19 protein-coding genes are annotated in these 15,560 nt (G+C 64.2%); 8 read left to right on the plus strand and 11 right to left on the minus strand.

The genetic code is table 11. From position 1 onward, the window contains the following. Window positions 1-25 precede the first annotated feature (25 nt). Window positions 26-289: an accessory factor UbiK family protein gene (locus AAHM40_RS02765; protein ID WP_342243316.1), complete on the minus strand. Its 264-nt coding sequence runs from the start codon at window positions 287-289 to the stop codon at window positions 26-28. Window positions 290-703: 414 nt separating this feature from the next. Between AAHM40_RS02765 and glnK the strand changes: the two genes are divergently transcribed. From glnK to sutA, 4 genes are all read left to right on the plus strand, one after another. Beyond that, on the plus strand, window positions 704-1,042 hold the full coding sequence (glnK, locus tag AAHM40_RS02770; RefSeq protein WP_003457590.1) for a P-II family nitrogen regulator: 339 nt from the start codon (window positions 704-706) through the stop codon (window positions 1,040-1,042). 34 nt (window positions 1,043-1,076) lie between these two features. Continuing rightward, entirely contained in the window at window positions 1,077-2,396 is a 1,320-nt protein-coding gene (locus AAHM40_RS02775; protein WP_342243317.1) for an ammonium transporter, read from the plus strand. Window positions 2,397-2,535: 139 nt separating this feature from the next. Further along, a complete protein-coding gene (locus AAHM40_RS02780) occupies window positions 2,536-2,961 on the plus strand; it encodes a secondary thiamine-phosphate synthase enzyme YjbQ (protein ID WP_342243318.1) in 426 nt (141 codons plus the stop codon). Window positions 2,962-3,037: 76 nt separating this feature from the next. Next, the gene (gene sutA, locus AAHM40_RS02785; protein ID WP_280285283.1) at window positions 3,038-3,352 is read left to right on the plus strand and encodes a transcriptional regulator SutA; all 315 of its coding nucleotides are present in this window, start codon (window positions 3,038-3,040) and stop codon (window positions 3,350-3,352) included. 112 nt (window positions 3,353-3,464) lie between these two features. Here sutA and AAHM40_RS02790 read toward each other — a convergent pair whose 3' ends face one another. The 6 genes from AAHM40_RS02790 to lptM are packed head-to-tail and all read right to left on the minus strand — an operon-like array spanning window position 3,465 to window position 8,033. Further along, window positions 3,465-4,169, minus strand: coding sequence for an HAD family hydrolase (locus tag AAHM40_RS02790; RefSeq protein ID WP_342243319.1), 705 nt, complete (start codon window positions 4,167-4,169; stop codon window positions 3,465-3,467). Next, the gene (gene xerC / locus AAHM40_RS02795; protein ID WP_342243320.1) at window positions 4,166-5,062 is read right to left on the minus strand and encodes a tyrosine recombinase XerC; all 897 of its coding nucleotides are present in this window, start codon (window positions 5,060-5,062) and stop codon (window positions 4,166-4,168) included. The genes AAHM40_RS02790 and xerC overlap by 4 nt, the downstream gene beginning before the upstream one ends. 29 nt (window positions 5,063-5,091) lie before the next feature. Then, a complete protein-coding gene (locus AAHM40_RS02800; RefSeq protein ID WP_028626862.1) occupies window positions 5,092-5,793 on the minus strand; it encodes a DUF484 family protein in 702 nt (233 codons plus the stop codon). After that, window positions 5,790-6,620 (minus strand): diaminopimelate epimerase, encoded by an 831-nt coding sequence (gene dapF / locus AAHM40_RS02805; RefSeq protein ID WP_342243321.1) that lies wholly within the window; start codon window positions 6,618-6,620, stop codon window positions 5,790-5,792. Before dapF ends, AAHM40_RS02800 begins: the two co-directional genes overlap by 4 nt. Before the next feature lie 10 nt (window positions 6,621-6,630). Continuing rightward, complete coding sequence (gene lysA, locus AAHM40_RS02810; RefSeq protein ID WP_342243322.1) at window positions 6,631-7,878, minus strand: diaminopimelate decarboxylase; 1,248 nt, start codon at window positions 7,876-7,878, stop codon at window positions 6,631-6,633. A gap of 14 nt (window positions 7,879-7,892) precedes the next feature. Beyond that, the gene (gene lptM / locus AAHM40_RS02815; RefSeq protein ID WP_003457568.1) at window positions 7,893-8,033 is read right to left on the minus strand and encodes an LPS translocon maturation chaperone LptM; all 141 of its coding nucleotides are present in this window, start codon (window positions 8,031-8,033) and stop codon (window positions 7,893-7,895) included. 140 nt (window positions 8,034-8,173) lie between these two features. On the opposite strand from lptM, the gene AAHM40_RS02820 reads away from it, so the two are divergent. The 4 genes from AAHM40_RS02820 to rnk all read left to right on the plus strand — a co-directional run bounded on the left by AAHM40_RS02820 (window position 8,174) and on the right by rnk (window position 10,295). Then, entirely contained in the window at window positions 8,174-9,217 is a 1,044-nt protein-coding gene (locus AAHM40_RS02820) for an AraC family transcriptional regulator (RefSeq protein WP_342243323.1), read from the plus strand. Window positions 9,218-9,228: 11 nt separating this feature from the next. Continuing rightward, window positions 9,229-9,561, plus strand: coding sequence for an iron donor protein CyaY (gene cyaY / locus AAHM40_RS02825; RefSeq protein ID WP_028626857.1), 333 nt, complete (start codon window positions 9,229-9,231; stop codon window positions 9,559-9,561). Continuing rightward, complete coding sequence (locus AAHM40_RS02830) at window positions 9,542-9,745, plus strand: DUF1289 domain-containing protein (RefSeq protein ID WP_342243324.1); 204 nt, start codon at window positions 9,542-9,544, stop codon at window positions 9,743-9,745. The genes cyaY and AAHM40_RS02830 overlap by 20 nt, the downstream gene beginning before the upstream one ends. Window positions 9,746-9,887: 142 nt before the next feature. After that, the gene (gene rnk, locus AAHM40_RS02835; RefSeq protein ID WP_028626856.1) at window positions 9,888-10,295 is read left to right on the plus strand and encodes a nucleoside diphosphate kinase regulator; all 408 of its coding nucleotides are present in this window, start codon (window positions 9,888-9,890) and stop codon (window positions 10,293-10,295) included. Between the two features lie 96 nt (window positions 10,296-10,391). Here rnk and AAHM40_RS02840 read toward each other — a convergent pair whose 3' ends face one another. From AAHM40_RS02840 to argH, 4 genes are all read right to left on the minus strand, one after another. Beyond that, window positions 10,392-13,229, minus strand: a complete 2,838-nt coding sequence (locus AAHM40_RS02840; RefSeq protein ID WP_342243325.1) for a class I adenylate cyclase — start codon at window positions 13,227-13,229, stop codon at window positions 10,392-10,394. A 104-nt stretch (window positions 13,230-13,333) separates the two neighbouring features. Beyond that, window positions 13,334-13,576: a TIGR02647 family protein gene (locus tag AAHM40_RS02845; protein WP_028626854.1), complete on the minus strand. Its 243-nt coding sequence runs from the start codon at window positions 13,574-13,576 to the stop codon at window positions 13,334-13,336. A gap of 79 nt (window positions 13,577-13,655) precedes the next feature. Next, entirely contained in the window at window positions 13,656-13,934 is a 279-nt protein-coding gene (locus AAHM40_RS02850; protein ID WP_342243326.1) for a hypothetical protein, read from the minus strand. Window positions 13,935-13,992: 58 nt separating this feature from the next. Continuing rightward, entirely contained in the window at window positions 13,993-15,387 is a 1,395-nt protein-coding gene (argH, locus tag AAHM40_RS02855) for an argininosuccinate lyase (protein ID WP_342243327.1), read from the minus strand. Between the last annotated feature and the right edge of the window lie 173 nt (window positions 15,388-15,560).

Below are 15,560 nucleotides of genomic sequence, written 5' to 3' on the forward strand. Positions count from 1 at the left end.
ATCGGACCGCCGGGCCGGAGCGGGATCACTCCGCTGGCGGCGGGTTCAGCTTGGCTTCCAGTTCCGCGACCTTGGTCTCAAGGGCTTCCAGGCGTGCACGGGTGCGGGCGAGGACCACCATCTGGCTGTCGAACTCGTCGCGACTGACCAGGTCGAGCTTGCCGAAGGCGCTCTGCAGCAATGCCTTGAACTGGGCCTCGACCTCGGCGCGGGGCAACGGGCTGTCGCTGCTGAACAGGCGCGAGGCAGTGGCGGCGAGGGTATCGAGCAGGGCTTTGGGCGGCAGCATGGTGGGTATCCGTAGGTGAATGGGCGGCAGTCTACCACGGTGCTCCCGGGGTCGGACTGGCGATGGGCGGCGCACACTTTTTGAGCAGGACACTGGGGCGCTGCGCACTTTTTTGGTGCGATAGGGGGGTCGGTTCCGGTCATGTGGAACAGGCACTCGGCCAGTATCTGCTTGAAAAAAGGCACTTTGTTCGGAGCTGGCAAGAAATCTGCTTGGAGGTGGGCGACGCATGCACCGATGCAGTTCCGGTGCACCGGGCGAGGCGGGGGAGTGTTTCGCCAGAAGCGGTTGGTTGATGTCGGCGTGCCGAGGCAGGGTGGGCCGATGCGTTACAAAAGCCAGACACTGCGCTTAGACTTGAGCCGGGTTCGCGTTTTTCCTGGGGCAAGTCAACCAAACACGGGAGAGAGTTTCATGAAGCTAGTCACCGCCATCATCAAGCCTTTCAAGCTCGACGACGTGCGTGAGTCGTTGTCGGAGATCGGTGTGCAGGGCATTACCGTCACCGAGGTCAAGGGCTTCGGACGGCAAAAAGGCCACACAGAGCTGTACCGTGGCGCCGAATACGTTGTCGATTTCCTGCCGAAGGTGAAGATCGACGTGGCCATCGCCGACGATCAACTGGATCGCGTGATCGAGGCCATCACCAAGGCAGCCAATACCGGCAAGATCGGTGACGGCAAGATTTTCGTCGTCAATCTGGAACAGGCCATCCGTATCCGTACCGGCGAAACCGGCACAGACGCGATCTAAGCCTCCGAACCCCAACGCCCCAGGAGAAAACAACATGACTCTGCGTAAAGCCGCAGGGCTAGGAGCCCTTTTGTCCCTCGTTACCCCCGGCCTGGCCATGGCCGCCGACGAGGTTGTGCTGAACAGTGGTGACACGGCGTGGATGATCGTCGCTACTGCACTGGTGCTGTTCATGACCGTCCCCGGCCTGGCGCTGTTCTACGGCGGCATGGTGCGCTCCAAGAATGTTCTGTCGGTGATGATGCAGTGCTTCGCCATCACCGGCCTGATCAGCATCCTGTGGGTGGTCTACGGCTACAGCCTGGCCTTCGACACCACCGGCATGGAACAGGGGGTGATCAACTTCAACTCCTTCGTGGGCGGCCTGTCCAAGGCCTTCCTCAGCGGCCTGAACACCAGCAGCCTGGTGTACGCGATTCCTGAGAGCGTGTTCATCACCTTCCAGATGACCTTCGCCATCATTACCCCGGCCCTGATCGTAGGTGCCTTTGCCGAGCGCATGAAGTTCTCCGCCATGCTGATCTTCATGGCTGTCTGGTTCACCCTGGTCTATGCCCCGATCGCCCACATGGTGTGGAGCGGCAATGGCGGGCTGATGTGGGACTGGGGCGTGCTCGACTTCGCCGGTGGCACCGTGGTGCACATCAACGCGGGTGTCGCCGGTCTCGTAGCCTGCCTGGTGCTGGGCAAGCGCAAGGGCTATCCGACCACTCCGATGGCTCCGCACAACCTGGGTTACACCCTGGTCGGCGCCGCCATGCTCTGGGTGGGCTGGTTCGGATTCAACGCCGGTTCCGCAGTAGCCGCCAACGGCACTGCCGGCATGGCCATGCTGGTTACCCAGATCGCCACCGCCGCTGCCGCCCTGGGCTGGATGTTCGCCGAATGGCTGACCCACGGTAAGCCGAGCGCCCTGGGCATCGCGTCCGGTGTGGTCGCCGGCCTGGTTGCCATCACCCCGGCTGCCGGCACCGTCGGCCCGATGGGCGCCCTGATCATCGGCCTGGTTGCCGGCGTGGTCTGCTACTTCTGTGCGACCAGCCTGAAGCGCAAGCTGGGCTACGACGATTCCCTGGATGCCTTCGGTGTACACGGCATCGGCGGTATCGTCGGCGCGCTGCTGACCGGCGTGTTCGCCGCACCGGCCCTGGGTGGCTTTGGCACCGTGGAAGACATCGGCGCCCAACTGCTGATCCAGTTCGAGGGTGTGGCCTTCACCGTGGTATACACCGGTATCGTGACCTTCGTGATCCTGAAGGTGCTGGACGTGGTCATGGGCCTGCGTGTCAACGAAGAGGAAGAGACCGTCGGCCTCGACCTGGCTCAGCACAACGAGCGCGGCTACAACCTCTGATGCAGATGATTTCCCCGTTCGGCAGCTGCCGACGGGGAAGTCGACAGAAAAAGCCGAAAAGGGCGCCGCAAGGCGCCCTTTGCTTTTTCAACGGCCGCGCTAGAATGCCGGCCGTACAAGCCGAGACAGGTATTTGCGGATGTGGCAGCAGACCCTGATTACCTTGCGCCCGAAGCCGCGTGGCTTCCACCTGGTGACCGAGGAAATCCTGGCCGCATTGCCGGAACTGCGGCGCTATCGCGTCGGTCTGTTGCACCTCTGGCTGCAACACACGTCGGCTTCCCTGACGGTGAACGAGAATGCCGATCCCTCTGTGCGGCGAGATTTCGAGCGATTCTTCAATCGCCTGGTGCCCCAGGGTGAAAGCGGCTATGAACATGACTATGAAGGACCGGACGATCTGCCCGCGCACTTCAAGGGCAGCCTGCTCGGCTGTCAGTTGAGTCTGCCGCTCCGAGACGGGCAACTGGCAATGGGCACCTGGCAAGGTGTCTACCTGGGTGAACACCGCGACCAGGGCGGTGCTCGCCGACTGTTGGCGACCTTGCACGGCGAGGCGCCCTGAATTTTTTCCAGCCGCGTTAGTAAGCTGGCGTAGCTGGGCTATAACTAACCTGCTTTGGCAAGGCATGAGGTAGAACATGAGCGACGAAGAACTGGAACAAGACGAGCTGGAAGCGGCCGACGAGGAAGACGGCGAAGAGCTGGCTGCAGCCGATGATGGCGAAAGCGACGACGATGGCGAGGCTCCTGCCCCCTCTGGGAAGAAGGCCAAGGCTGCGGTCGAAGTCGAAGAGATGCCCAGCATCGAAGCCAAGCAGAAAGAGCGTGATGCCCTGGCCAGGGCCATGGAAGAATTCCTGGCCCGCGGTGGCAAGGTGCAGGAGGTCGAACCCAATGTGGTTGCCGACCCACCGAAGAAGCCAGATAGCAAGTACGGCAGCCGCCCCATCTGAGGACGGCCCCCGTCGAAAGAGCCCGCCATTGCGCGGGCTTTTTCATGCATGCAGTGGAAGAAAGCGCCGCAATCGGTGTGCTAGCGGCCTCATCTGCGAAAGCACTGGCTCTCTAGTGCCACTTCGCCCAGCGCGCCAGTACCTCAGGCAACTCCCGCAGGCTGGTGATCTCCGCATCCGGCAGTTGTTCGCCGCTCCATTCCTTGCCCAGCGGGTTGAACCAGATGGCGCGCAGGCCGGCGCGGCGGGCGCCTTCTATATCGTCGGCCGGGTGGTCGCCGATATGTACGGCTTCCCGCGCGCTGACACCGCCACGCTTCAGCGCTTCGAGGAAGGGCATCGGGTCGGGTTTGCCAATGCCCAGCTCCTCCGCGCAGAGGGCGAACTTGAAGTAGTCGGCCAGGCCCAGGCGGCGCACGTCGGCATTGCCGTTGGTAATCACGCCCAGGTTGTAACGGATGGCCAGGCGTTCCAGAGTGGGTACAGTGTCGGGGAAGAAGGTGATGCGGTGACGAGCGTGGAGCATGGCCTGGAAGGCGCCTTCGGCCAGGTCGATGGCATCGTCGGCGGAGTAGCCAACACCTTCCAGTGCGCGACGCAGGGTACGACGGCGCAGTTCGCTGAGACGGTGCTTGAGACTCGGTTCTGCAGCCAGGATTTCGCCGCGAATGGCCCAGAGGTGTTCCACGGGCAGGGTGCCCAGGGCAGGAGTGTGCTCCATCAGCCAGTCGCGCATGGCGGATTCCGCGCCCTCGATGACCGGTCGGTTGTCCCAGAGGGTGTCGTCCAGGTCGAAAGTGATCAGCTGGATACTCATTCGTCCGCTCCCCGTCGCTTTGCCCTCGGGTGGGCCTGGTCGTAGACCGAGGCCAGGTGCTGGAAGTCCAGGTGGGTGTAGATCTGGGTGGTGGAAATGTCGGCGTGGCCGAGCAGCTCTTGTACCGCCCGCAGGTCCTGGGATGATTCCAGCATATGACTGGCGAAGGAATGCCGCAGCATGTGCGGGTGCAAATGCTGGCCCAGTTCACGCACTCCGGCCTGGCGCACCCTCAACTGGATGGCGCGCGGTTTCAGGCGCCGGCCCTGTTGGCTGATGAACACCGCACCGTCGCCGGGATTGGCGGCTGCGCGCAGGGGCAGCCAAGCCTCAAGCGCCTCACGGGCCTTGCTGCCCACGGGCAACTCTCGGGTCTTGTTGCCCTTGCCGCGCACTCGCACGAGGCCCGCAGAAAGATCGAGTCCTTCAAGGTCCAGGCCGACCAGTTCGGACAGCCGTAGGCCCGAGGAATAGAAGAGCTCCAGCATGGCCTGGTCGCGGCGGGCGATGAAATCGTCTTCCACACCGCCGTCCAGCAACTGCTGGGCACGGTCGGCGTCCAGTGCTCGGGGCAGGCGGCGAGCGCCCTTGGGGGCGGCAAGACCATTGGCCGGGTCGTGGCGGCAACGACCTTCACGGATCAGGTATTGGTAGAGACCACGCACGGCCGAGAGCAGGCGTGCCAGGCTGCGACTGGACAGGCCGTCCTGGTGCAATCGGGCAATAAAGCTGCGCAGGCTGCGGACGTCCAGGTCCTGCCAGTCGGCAACGCCGAATTTCTCGCAGAGCGCACGTACCTTGAGCAGGTCGCGGTGGTAGCCGTCCAGGGTGTGAGCTGAAACCTGACGTTCGCTGCGCAGGTGATTCAGGTAGGCATCCAGGTCGGCTTGCATGGGACTTCCTTGGAGTGCGTGGTGGTGGGCTATCTCACCGAACGCAGGGGTGTGGCGAAGCGTGGCAGTACCCGGGCCAGCACTTCGGCGATGTAGCCGAGGAACAGGGTGCCAAGGGAGCTCTTGTAGTGCTGCGGGTCCGGGCTGCCAATGGCGAGTACGCCGTGCAGGCCCTGGTAGGTCAGGCTGACTACGGCAGCGGAGCCGACCTGGTCGCGCTCCTCGGCGCCGAACAGGAACTCCAGCTCATGGCCGCGCAGTACGCCGCAGATGGTCTTGCCGCCGGCCAGCAGTCCACCGATGCTCTGGTGCGCTTCGGCAACGGTAACGCTCCGACCTACCGGCAGGGTGCTCTCGCTAAACAGGATGAGGCTGACGAAGGGCACCTGGAACTCGTGCCGCAGGCTGTCTTCCACGGCTCCCACCACTTCTTCCAGGCTGGAGGCATCGAGCAGGTCGAGCACCAGGCGGCGGGTCTTGTCGAAGAGCCGGTCGTTCTCCCGCGCGACATCCATCAATTGCGCCAGGCGATGGCGCATCTCGATGTTTCTCTCGCGCAACAGCTTCACCTGGCGTTCCACCAGGGACACAGCGTCACCCGGCTGGTGCGGGATGCGCATTTCGGGAATCAGCTCTTCATGCTGGACGAAGAACTCCGGATGGAGGCGCAGGTAGGCCGCCACCGTCTCGGAGTCGAGGTGCTGTGGCGGGTCCTGATGCTGGTCGGTCATAGGCGAACCTGTCCTTCGAATACGCGGACGGCGGGTCCGGTCATCATAACGGGATGGCCCGGGCCGGCCCATTCGATAGAGAGCCGGCCGCCCGGCAGTTCAAGTTGCACCGGTGAGTCCATCCACCCCTGGCGGATCGCGGCCACTGCGGCGGCGCACGCGCCGGTTCCGCAGGCCAGGGTTTCCCCGGCGCCGCGCTCCCAGACGCGCAGTTTCGCCTGCTTGCGGTCGACGATTTGCAGGAAGCCCACGTTCACACGCTGCGGGAAGCGTGGGTGGTGCTCCAGTTTCGGCCCCAGGCTGTGTACCGGTGCGCTGGCGACATCATCGACGCGCAGTACCGCATGGGGGTTGCCCATGGAAATGGCTGCCAGTTCGACTGTCTGGCCGTCTACGTCGACCGGGTAGCTCAGGGCTTCGGCGTCGGCCACGAAGGGAATCTGTTGCGGGACCAGGCGCGGCGGACCCATGTCCACGGTGACCTGGCCATCGGGGCGCACATCCAGTTCGATGATGCCGCTCTTGGTCTCGACGCGAATACGTTTCTTCACCGTCAGGCGTTTGTCGAGGACGAAGCGGGCGAAGCAGCGGGCGCCGTTGCCGCACTGCTCCACTTCCGAACCGTCGGAGTTGAAGATGCGGTAACGGAAGTCGACATCCGGGTTGGTCGGGGCTTCGACGATCAGCAACTGGTCGAAACCGATGCCGGTGTTGCGGTCGCCCCACTGTTTGGCGTGCTTGGGCTGGATATGGGCGTGCTGGCTGACCAGGTCGAGGACCATGAAGTCGTTGCCGAGGCCGTGCATCTTGGTGAAGCGCAATAGCATGGATGCGCCCTCACTGCGGCAGCAGGCTTTCGCCGGCGTAGAGGTCTTCGATTGTCTCGCGGCGGCGCACCTCGAAGGCTTGCTCACTGTCCACCAGCACCTCGGCGGCGCGGCCGCGGGTGTTGTAGTTGGAACTCATCACGAAACCGTAGGCGCCGGCGGAGCGTATCGCCAGCAGATCGCCCTCGGCCAGCACCAGATTGCGCTCACGGGCGAGAAAATCGCCCGTTTCGCAGATCGGGCCGACCAGGTCGTAGGTGCGCTCGATGCCGGCATGGGGCTGCACCGGTACCACGTCCATCCAGGCCTCGTAGAGCGCCGGGCGGATCAGGTCGTTCATGGCCGCGTCGATCACGGCGAAATCCTTGTGTTCAGTGTGCTTGAGGTATTCCACCTGGGTCAGCAGCACGCCAGCGTTGGCGACGATGGAGCGACCGGGTTCGAACAGCAGTTCCAGGTTGCGGCCCTGCAGGCGCTGGCGCACGGCCTGGATGTAGTCGCCGGGCTGCGGTGGCTGCTCATCGCGGTAGCGCACGCCGAGGCCGCCGCCGAGGTCCAAGTGACGAATGTTGATGCCACGCGCGCTCAGGCGGTCGATTAGTGTCAGCAGGCGGTCGAGGGCATCGAGGAAGGGTTCCAGGCTGGTGAGCTGGGAGCCGATATGGCAGTCGACGCCGATCACATCGAGGTTCGGCAGGCTGGCGGCCTGGGTATAGACCGCTTCGGCTTCGTCGATGGAAATGCCGAACTTGTTTTCCTTCAGGCCCGTGGCGATGTACGGGTGGGTGCCGGCGTCCACGTCGGGGTTGACCCGCAACGAAACCGGAGCCTTCACCTCCATGGTGGCGGCCACGTTCTGCAGGCGTTCCAGCTCGTTGCGCGACTCGACGTTGAAACAATACACGCCGGCCTCCAGGGCCCGGCGCATGTCGTCACGGCTCTTGCCTACGCCCGAGAAGACAATGCGTCCAGGTGCGCCGCCGGCGGCCAGCACACGCTCCAACTCACCGCTGGAAACGATATCGAAGCCCGCGCCGAGGCGCGCCAGCAGGTTCAGCACGCCGAGGTTGGAGTTGGCCTTGACTGCATAGCACACCATGCCCGGCGTTCCGGCCAGCGCATCGGCATAGGCCTTGTAGCCGGCTTCGATGGCCGCGCGGGAATAGACATAGGTGGGCGTGCCGAAGCGAGCGGCGATGTCGGACAGCGCTACGCCTTCCGCGAACAGCTCGCCGTCGCGGTAAGTGAAAGCGTCCATGACTGCTCCCCCGATCAGCGGATGTACACGTCTTTCTGGTGTTCTTTCGCTGCTTTTTCGTCGTCAGGCATGTAGAGCGGGCCTTTCTGGCCGCAGCCAGCCAGCAGGCAGGCAACAGCGAGCAGGGCGACGAAGGGGGCGTGGAGTCGCTTCATGACGGAATCCTTGCAGAAAACGTGAATTGTTCCGGAGTATACCGACCCCCCGACGCCTTGCCTATTCGCCGGAAAACCCGTCCGGCGTGGCCTGCGGGCCTGTGCAGAGCTAGCATTGGCGGCTGGAAAAAGGAGATCCCATGGATAACGCCGCATCCCTTGCCGGTTCGGTCTCGGTTGCCTATCTGCAGGGTCTGATGGAGCGGCTCGAGCCGCTCGGCGTGGCCCCTGCCGACCTGCTTGGCCATGTCCAGCTGACGCCCGCGATCCTCGCCCAACGTGACCAGCGCATCGCCGCCAGCGCCTACCTCGAGCTGCTCGGACATGCTGCACGGCTGTCCGGCGATCCGCACCTTGGGCTGCATTTGGGCGAGGCCGTGCGCCCCGGCCACTACGGTGTACTGGGCTTCCTGCTGATGAGTTGCGCGACGCTGGCCGACGCCCTGCACCGCCAGGCGCGCTACGCCGCCCTGGTGGGTAACCTGGGGCGGGTCGAACTGGCCGACGAGCCACCCCGTGAGGGCCTGGAGCCCCAGGTGGCGCACAGTTGGGAGTCTATCCTGCCGCAGCAGCGCGCTCTGCTGGCGGAAGAAACCCTGTCCGGCTGGGTGACCTTCGGGCGCTGGATCACCGGACTGGATATCCCGCCCACCGAGGTGCGCTTCCAGCATCCGGCGCCGGTGGACATCTCGGAGCACCAGCGGATCTTCCGCTGCCCGATACGCTTCGGTCAGACGGACAACGCCCTGGTCTTTCCCAAGCGTCTGCTGGCCACGCCGCTAGGCCAGGCCGACGCCGAGGTGCGCCGGCTATTCGATGGCTATGCCGAACGCCTTCTCGGCGAACTGCGCCAGGGCCATAGCGTGCTGGACCGCGCCCGCGAGATGCTCGCCGCCCAGCTGTCTGCCGCCGGGCCGGATCTGGAACGCCTGGCTGACGCGCTGACGTTGAGTCCGCGTACCCTGCAGCGCCGCCTGCGCGAGGCCGGGTTATCCTTCAGCCAACTGGTGGACGAGACGCGCCAGCAGCTGGTGCTGCACTATCTTCGGGATCCGACGCTGGAGCTGGCCGACATTGCCTTTCTGGTCGGTTTCAGTGAACCCGGCTCCCTGGGTCGCGCCTTTCGCCGCTGGACCGGACAGAGTCTCGGCGAGTACCGTCGCCCTTCATCCCCTATGCCCTGAGGTAATCCCTGATGAGTTTGAGCGAAGCCCAATTCCACGACTTGGTCGATGAAGCCCAGGAGCGCGTGGAAGACGCATTCGATGACAGCGACCTGGACCTGGACCTGGAAAATAGCGCTGGTGTGCTCACCGTGCGCTTCGAGAACGGCAGCCAGGTGATCCTCAGCCGCCAGGAGCCTCTGCGCCAACTCTGGGTCGCAGCGCGTTCGGGGGGCTTCCACTTTGACTATGACCAGGCCAGCGGTCGCTGGATCTGCGACAGCAGCGACGAACCGCTGGGCGAGCTGCTCAGCCGCGTAACCCGCGAACAGGCGGGCGAAGACCTTGAGTTCGACGAACTCTGACAGGCCACCCCTGGCTCGCCATCCGTCGCCGTGCATCCGACGCTGCTGTCTGGACGATACGGACATATGCGTAGGCTGCGGCCGAACCCTTGCGGAAATCTGCGAGTGGAACCAGGCCAGTGATCCGCGCCGCCGCGAAATCTGTGCCGCCGCCGAACTGAGACGGCGACCGATGCGCGGCTGACCGGCTGGTCTTGCCAATCGCGGGTGCCCTGACGTACTGTCGGGCTTCCGGGCAAGTCGTCCGGTTAGACAGAATCTGAAACCCCGCCTTCGGGCGGGGTTTCGCTTTTTTCGCTACCTGCATAAGGAGTCGCGCGTTCGCCATGAACACCCACCCGCCCATCACCATTACCCGTCTCGACCTGCAACGCCTGGAGCGCCTGCTCGACAGCCTGGAGGAGTTCGGCCCCGCCGCCGAGGCGCTGGAGCGCGAGCTGGCTCGCGCCCAGGTGGTTGGCCATGAGGAAGTTCCGCCGGGCGTCGTCACCATGAATTCCCGCGTGCATTGCCGCGAGGAAAGCAGTGGCAAGGACTATCACCTGACGCTGGTCTACCCGGAAGACGTGGGTGGGGAAGGCAAGGTATCCATCCTCGCACCGGTGGGCAGTGCGCTTCTCGGCTTGTCCGTCGGTCAGCATATCGATTGGCCGGTTCCCGGTGGCAAGACCCTCAAGCTGACCTTGCTGGAAGTCGAGTACCAGCCCGAAGCGGCCGGCGAGTACAGCCGCTGATCCTTCCTGTTGTAGAAGGGGCGATTTCAATCGCCGGGCGGACCGAAGGTTCGCCGCTTGAGATTCGCCCCTGCAAGGCCCGTCCTCCCGGCCAACTCAGTCGCCTCGCAACGCCCTGTTCAGCCGTTCTTCCAACTCCACCTTGTAACGCAGGTAGTGGACGGTCTGCGCCTGACCCTTGCCAGGCACCCGCGACAGGTCGAGGTCGGTGATGTAGCACGGGTAGCGCTCAGGCGTACGACGCTGGGCGAGGATGTGTCGGGCTACGGCGGCGAAAAGGCCGTTGCCGTACTCCAGTTCTGAGAACTCGCGGTGGTTGCAGTACAGGGTCACATGCACCAAGCCCTGTTCGGCCGGCTCGACGATGGCCTGCACGTCGTAGAAGGGGTGGCTGACCGCCGCTGAGGGCGCCGGGCGTCGTTCCAGATGGCGGCCTTGGCGAACCACCTCGTAATAAAGGATTTCCGGCACCAACGCAGCGTGCGGACTGTCCAGTGGCAGCAAGGCATAGCGTCGGTAGAGCAGCGACTGCAGGAAGCGGTGCAGTGGCGTCAGCAGGCTCTGCTCGTCACGGAAGGGCAGACGTTGGCGCCAGAGAGCGTTGTGCTCGTCCAGCAGGCTGATCTCGGCACAGTCGCCCTCCCGGCGGTAGAACACCTGGATGCACTCCGGCCGGCCGAGGGGCAGGATCACAGCGAGGTCCTGATCTTCCAGGGCGTGGCGATCCAGTTGCAGAGGGCTGTACGCCGGAAGGTCGCGCCCCAGGTGCTCCACCAGTCCCGTCAGATCGACCAGGCTGGCGTGACTCACCTGGCCTGGCTCCAGTTGTAGTACGTGGAAGCGCTGCTGGATTTGCAGCAGGAAGCGCGGCATTCCGGCTGCGCCGAGTAACTCCTGGGCGTCCTCGAAGAGTTCTTGTACGCGCTGGCCGATGGCCTGGGCCCGGTTGCGGCAGAAACAGCGTACCCGCAGGCCGGGGCGTGCGCTTTTGCTAGGCAGACTGTTGAGGTAGTCACGCAGGCAAGAGAGCAGGGCTTCAGGACCTTCGAAGCGGTTGACCAGCATCTCGTTCCAGCTGTTCAAGATCACTTGATCGATGGTCAACACCAGGTTTTCGCGCGCCCCGGAATAGCCCAGGGCATTAGTGCGCTCGGTGGTGAGGTGGAGGTTCTTCTGGCTGTGCTGCTTCAGGGGGTCGACGCCGATATTCACCAGCAACAGCACCTCGGTCGGCGCGCCGGCCCGTAACAAGGTGCTCTCATCCACCTGTCCCAGAGGCTGGGGGAAGGCCTGCTGCAGACTGGTCAGCAGGTTGGACAGTTCGTACTCGGTCAGATCGCTGCTCCCCGGGTGCAGGGAGACGCGGGTACTGGTGTCGATCACACCGTTGCGATGGCACCAGGCGAGGAGCGGCATCAGTTCGCGGCTGCGTTTCAGCGGCGCGAAGTCCTGCCATTCCAGGGCATTCAGGCTGCCGGAAAATAGCGCCCACTGGGTTTCGCCCTCGGCGTCCGGGCTGGTGCATTGCACCAGGGTGAGGGTGTCTTCGGCGATGTCCGGGGCGATCCCGGGGTTGATGAATTCCACCTTGCCCGCCTTGCGCTCGAAGGCAGCGTAGAGTCGCCGGCCAAGTACCCCCAGGTCGCGACTGCTGAGAGTGCCGCTGGCCTGTTCGCTGCGGGCGAACTGGGAGAGGAAGCGGTAGCTGTAGGTCAGCTCATTGACCAGGGCGCGGCGCTCGGCCAGCACCTGGCGTACTTTCCACTGGCTGCGGCTGTCGAGCATCGCCAACTGGCGGTGCTGCCAGTGCCATTCGGCGGTCAGGCGCTCCAGCAGCAGGCGCTGCCAGCTCTTGTTGCGGTTGCGTGGCGGCCGGCTGAGTTTTTTGTTCACCTTCAGGTAAAGGCAGCGGCGGATCAGCTCGAGGCGCTCGGTTTCGTTGCGCCCGCGCAGGTACTCTTCCAGGCGGCGGTAGACCACCATGTAGGGGTCCAGCTCGTCCAGGTCCAGGCGGTTGGCATAAACCGCTTCCTTGAAACGCAGGGACAGGCAGGCCACCTGCGGATGCTCGCTGGCGTAGACCTCGGTGAGCAGCAACTTGAGCACCGACTTGTAGGGCGATTCGATGCCCTTGAACAGCTGCCACATGCTGGCACCAATGAACTCGCCGGGCGGAATGTGCGCGAGGTGCCCAAGGTCTAGAACTTCTTCGGCGCGGATGAAACGCTTGGACAGCAGAGTCTCGGTGTAGTCGGTGTAGCGTGCCTCTTCGTACACCGGTACCAGCCACCACAGCGGGGTGCGCCCCGCGAGCCAGATGGCAGTGCGATAGAACTCATCGAGCAGCAAGTAGTGCTGGGTGGTGCCGCAGTCGTCGGAGGTCAGTCGTGTCTCGCGATCGCCCTGGGTGAAGCGGGCCGGGTCAATGAGAAAGAAATGCGCTTCGGCACCCTGGCTGGCCGCCCACTCCTCCAGGGCGCTGCACTTGCGTTGCAGTTCGGCGGTGGCGGCGGCGTCCATGTTCGGCGCGTGGCAGACCCAGATGTCCATATCGCTCTGTTCGGCCTGGGCGATGGTCCCCAGGCTGCCCATCAGGAACAGGCCATGGATGGGTGTTGGCTGCGGGCCGCGGCGCGGCTTGTAGGCGAAGGAGCGGGTGAGCCGCTGGACTTCGGCCAGCAGGTCGTCATCGGGCTCATAGGCGGCGACCCCGGCCGGCGCGGTACCGGATACGTAGCCGGGCAGCAGTGGGTGGTTGACGTGGAACAGCAGCGGCAACAACTTCAGGACCAGTTGCTGGCGCGTGGACAGCGCCTGCATGGCACGATCCAGGCGGCCATTGTTGACCTTGAGGAAGCGGGTGCGCAGTTGCGCGAGGACCTTGCGGTCGATGCCGTCGTCGATGTCCGGGCGGATTTCCTGGGTGCGCGTCATGCTCTGTTCGTGTCCCGATGCTGGCAGCCTGCCGTCAGCCTTCACTGCCGGCAGGCGTCCGCATTGTATCGCCCGTTATGTTGCCGACTTGAGCGGCAGCGGCTTCAGGCGGGCTGGGGCTGGAGAATGGTGCGCAGGGACTGGACGTGTTCGGCAGCATCCAGGCCGAGGCTGGTCAGGTAGCCGCCGTCGGGCTGGGTGATCAGGCCCTTCTGGTGCAATCGCATCACTGCGGCCTGGGCCTTGGGGTTGGCATTGTTGTGGACTTTCAGGCCTTCCTGGGTGTTATCCAGGTTGAACAGGGCCAGCAGTTCGAATTCGGCAATGAGTTCGGGGGTGAAGACCATGGTCGCTCCTAGTTCTTGTTGTACCGCGGAGACCGGCAATGGCCGGCTGGAATCGGGAGTCTATGGAGTGTAAGAGAGGTCAGGCCTGATCTTCAGGCAGGTCCGGCAGTGCCCGCAAGGCCTTTTCGTACCATTCGGTGTCGAAGGCGCGGTCGGCCGCGAGCATGGCATCGATCTCGTGCGCCAGGACCAGCGCCATCAACTGGAGAATCTCCTCGCGCTCGTAGCCCACCAAGCTGAGCTTGTTGAGGGTGGCGCGGGCGGCGGGCGGTTCGCCGGCCTCGATCTGGTTCTCGATGGCCTGGGTCAGCGTGGCTTCGGCGAAGGCTTCTTCGCCCTCATCAATGTCGTCGGTCATTGCGATTTCCTGTCATCGAGAAAACCGGGCGGTGCATGGGCGCCACCCGGCAGGAGGGTCAGCGGGCGGCGAGCAGGGCCTTGCCGCGCTGGACGGCTGCACGGACCTGGTTCGGCGCAGTACCGCCAATGTGGTCGCGGGCATTGACCGAGCCTTCCAGGGTCAGCACGGCGAAGACGTCGTCGCCGATCTGGTCGCTGAACGTGCGCAGTTCGTTGAGGCTCATCTCGGCAAGGTCCTTGCCGGTATCCACGCCGTACTTCACCGCGTGACCAACGATCTCGTGGCAGTCACGGAAGGGCAGGCCCTTGCGCACCAGGTAGTCGGCGAGGTCAGTGGCGGTGGAGAAGCCGCGGCGGGCCGCTTCACGCATGATCTCGCGCTTGGGCTTGATCGCCGGAACCATGTCGGCGAAGGCGCGCAGGCTGTCGCGCAGGGTGTCGGCGGCGTCGAACAGTGGTTCCTTGTCTTCCTGGTTGTCCTTGTTGTAGGCCAGCGGTTGGCCTTTCATCAGGGTCAGCAGGCCGGTGAGGGCACCGAATACCCGGCCGGATTTGCCACGCACCAACTCCGGCACGTCGGGGTTCTTCTTCTGCGGCATGATCGAGGAGCCGGTGCAGAAGCGGTCGGGCAGGTCGATGAACTGGAACTGGGCGCTGGTCCAGAGCACCAGCTCTTCGGAGAAACGCGACAGGTGCATCATCGCCAGGGAGGCGGCGGCGCAGAATTCGATGGCGAAGTCGCGGTCGGACACGCCGTCCAGGGAGTTGCCGCCAACGGCATCGAAGCCGAGCAACTGGCAGGTGACTTCGCGCTGGATGGGGTAGGTGGTGCCGGCCAGGGCGGCGGAACCGAGCGGCATGCGGTTGACCCGCTTGCGGCAGTCCACCAGGCGCTCATGGTCGCGGCTGAGCATTTCGAACCAGGCCAGCAGGTGATGGCCGAAGGTCACCGGCTGGGCGGTCTGCAGATGGGTGAAGCCCGGCATGATGGTGTCGGCTTCCGCTTCGGCCAGACCCAGCAGGCCCTGCTGCAGGCGTGTGATTTCGCTGAGGATGATGTCGATCTCATCGCGCAGCCACAGGCGGATATCGGTAGCCACCTGGTCGTTGCGCGAACGGCCGGTGTGCAGCTTCTTGCCGGTGATGCCGATGCGGTCGGTCAGGCGCGCTTCGATGTTCATGTGCACGTCTTCCAGGTCCACGCGCCAGTCGAAGCTGCCAGCCTCGATTTCGCCCTGGATCTGCTTCAGGCCGTCGATGATGGTGTCGCGCTCTGTCTCGCTGAGTACGCCGACCTGTGCCAGCATGGTGGCATGGGCGATGGAACCCATGATGTCGTGGCGGTACAGGCGCTTGTCGAAGTCTACGGACGCGGTGAAACGGGCGACGAAGGCGTCGACGGGCTCGCTGAAGCGGCCACCCCAGGACTGGTTGGTCTTGTCGGTGCTCATGGGTTCACTCGGTGAGGATGGTGAAAGAAAGCCGATGGGCCGGAAAATACCGTCGATAATAACAGTGTTGCCGAAAAAACCGGCGCGGCCTGTCCGGTCGGGGACTGGGCAGATTGCTGGAGCCTTTCACGGACGTGCCGTGGATTTGGTGGTTCAGTACAGGCTTTTGCCCG

The organism is Pseudomonas sp. OTU5201, assembly GCF_038440135.1.
Lineage (GTDB): Bacteria > Pseudomonadota > Gammaproteobacteria > Pseudomonadales > Pseudomonadaceae > Metapseudomonas > Metapseudomonas resinovorans.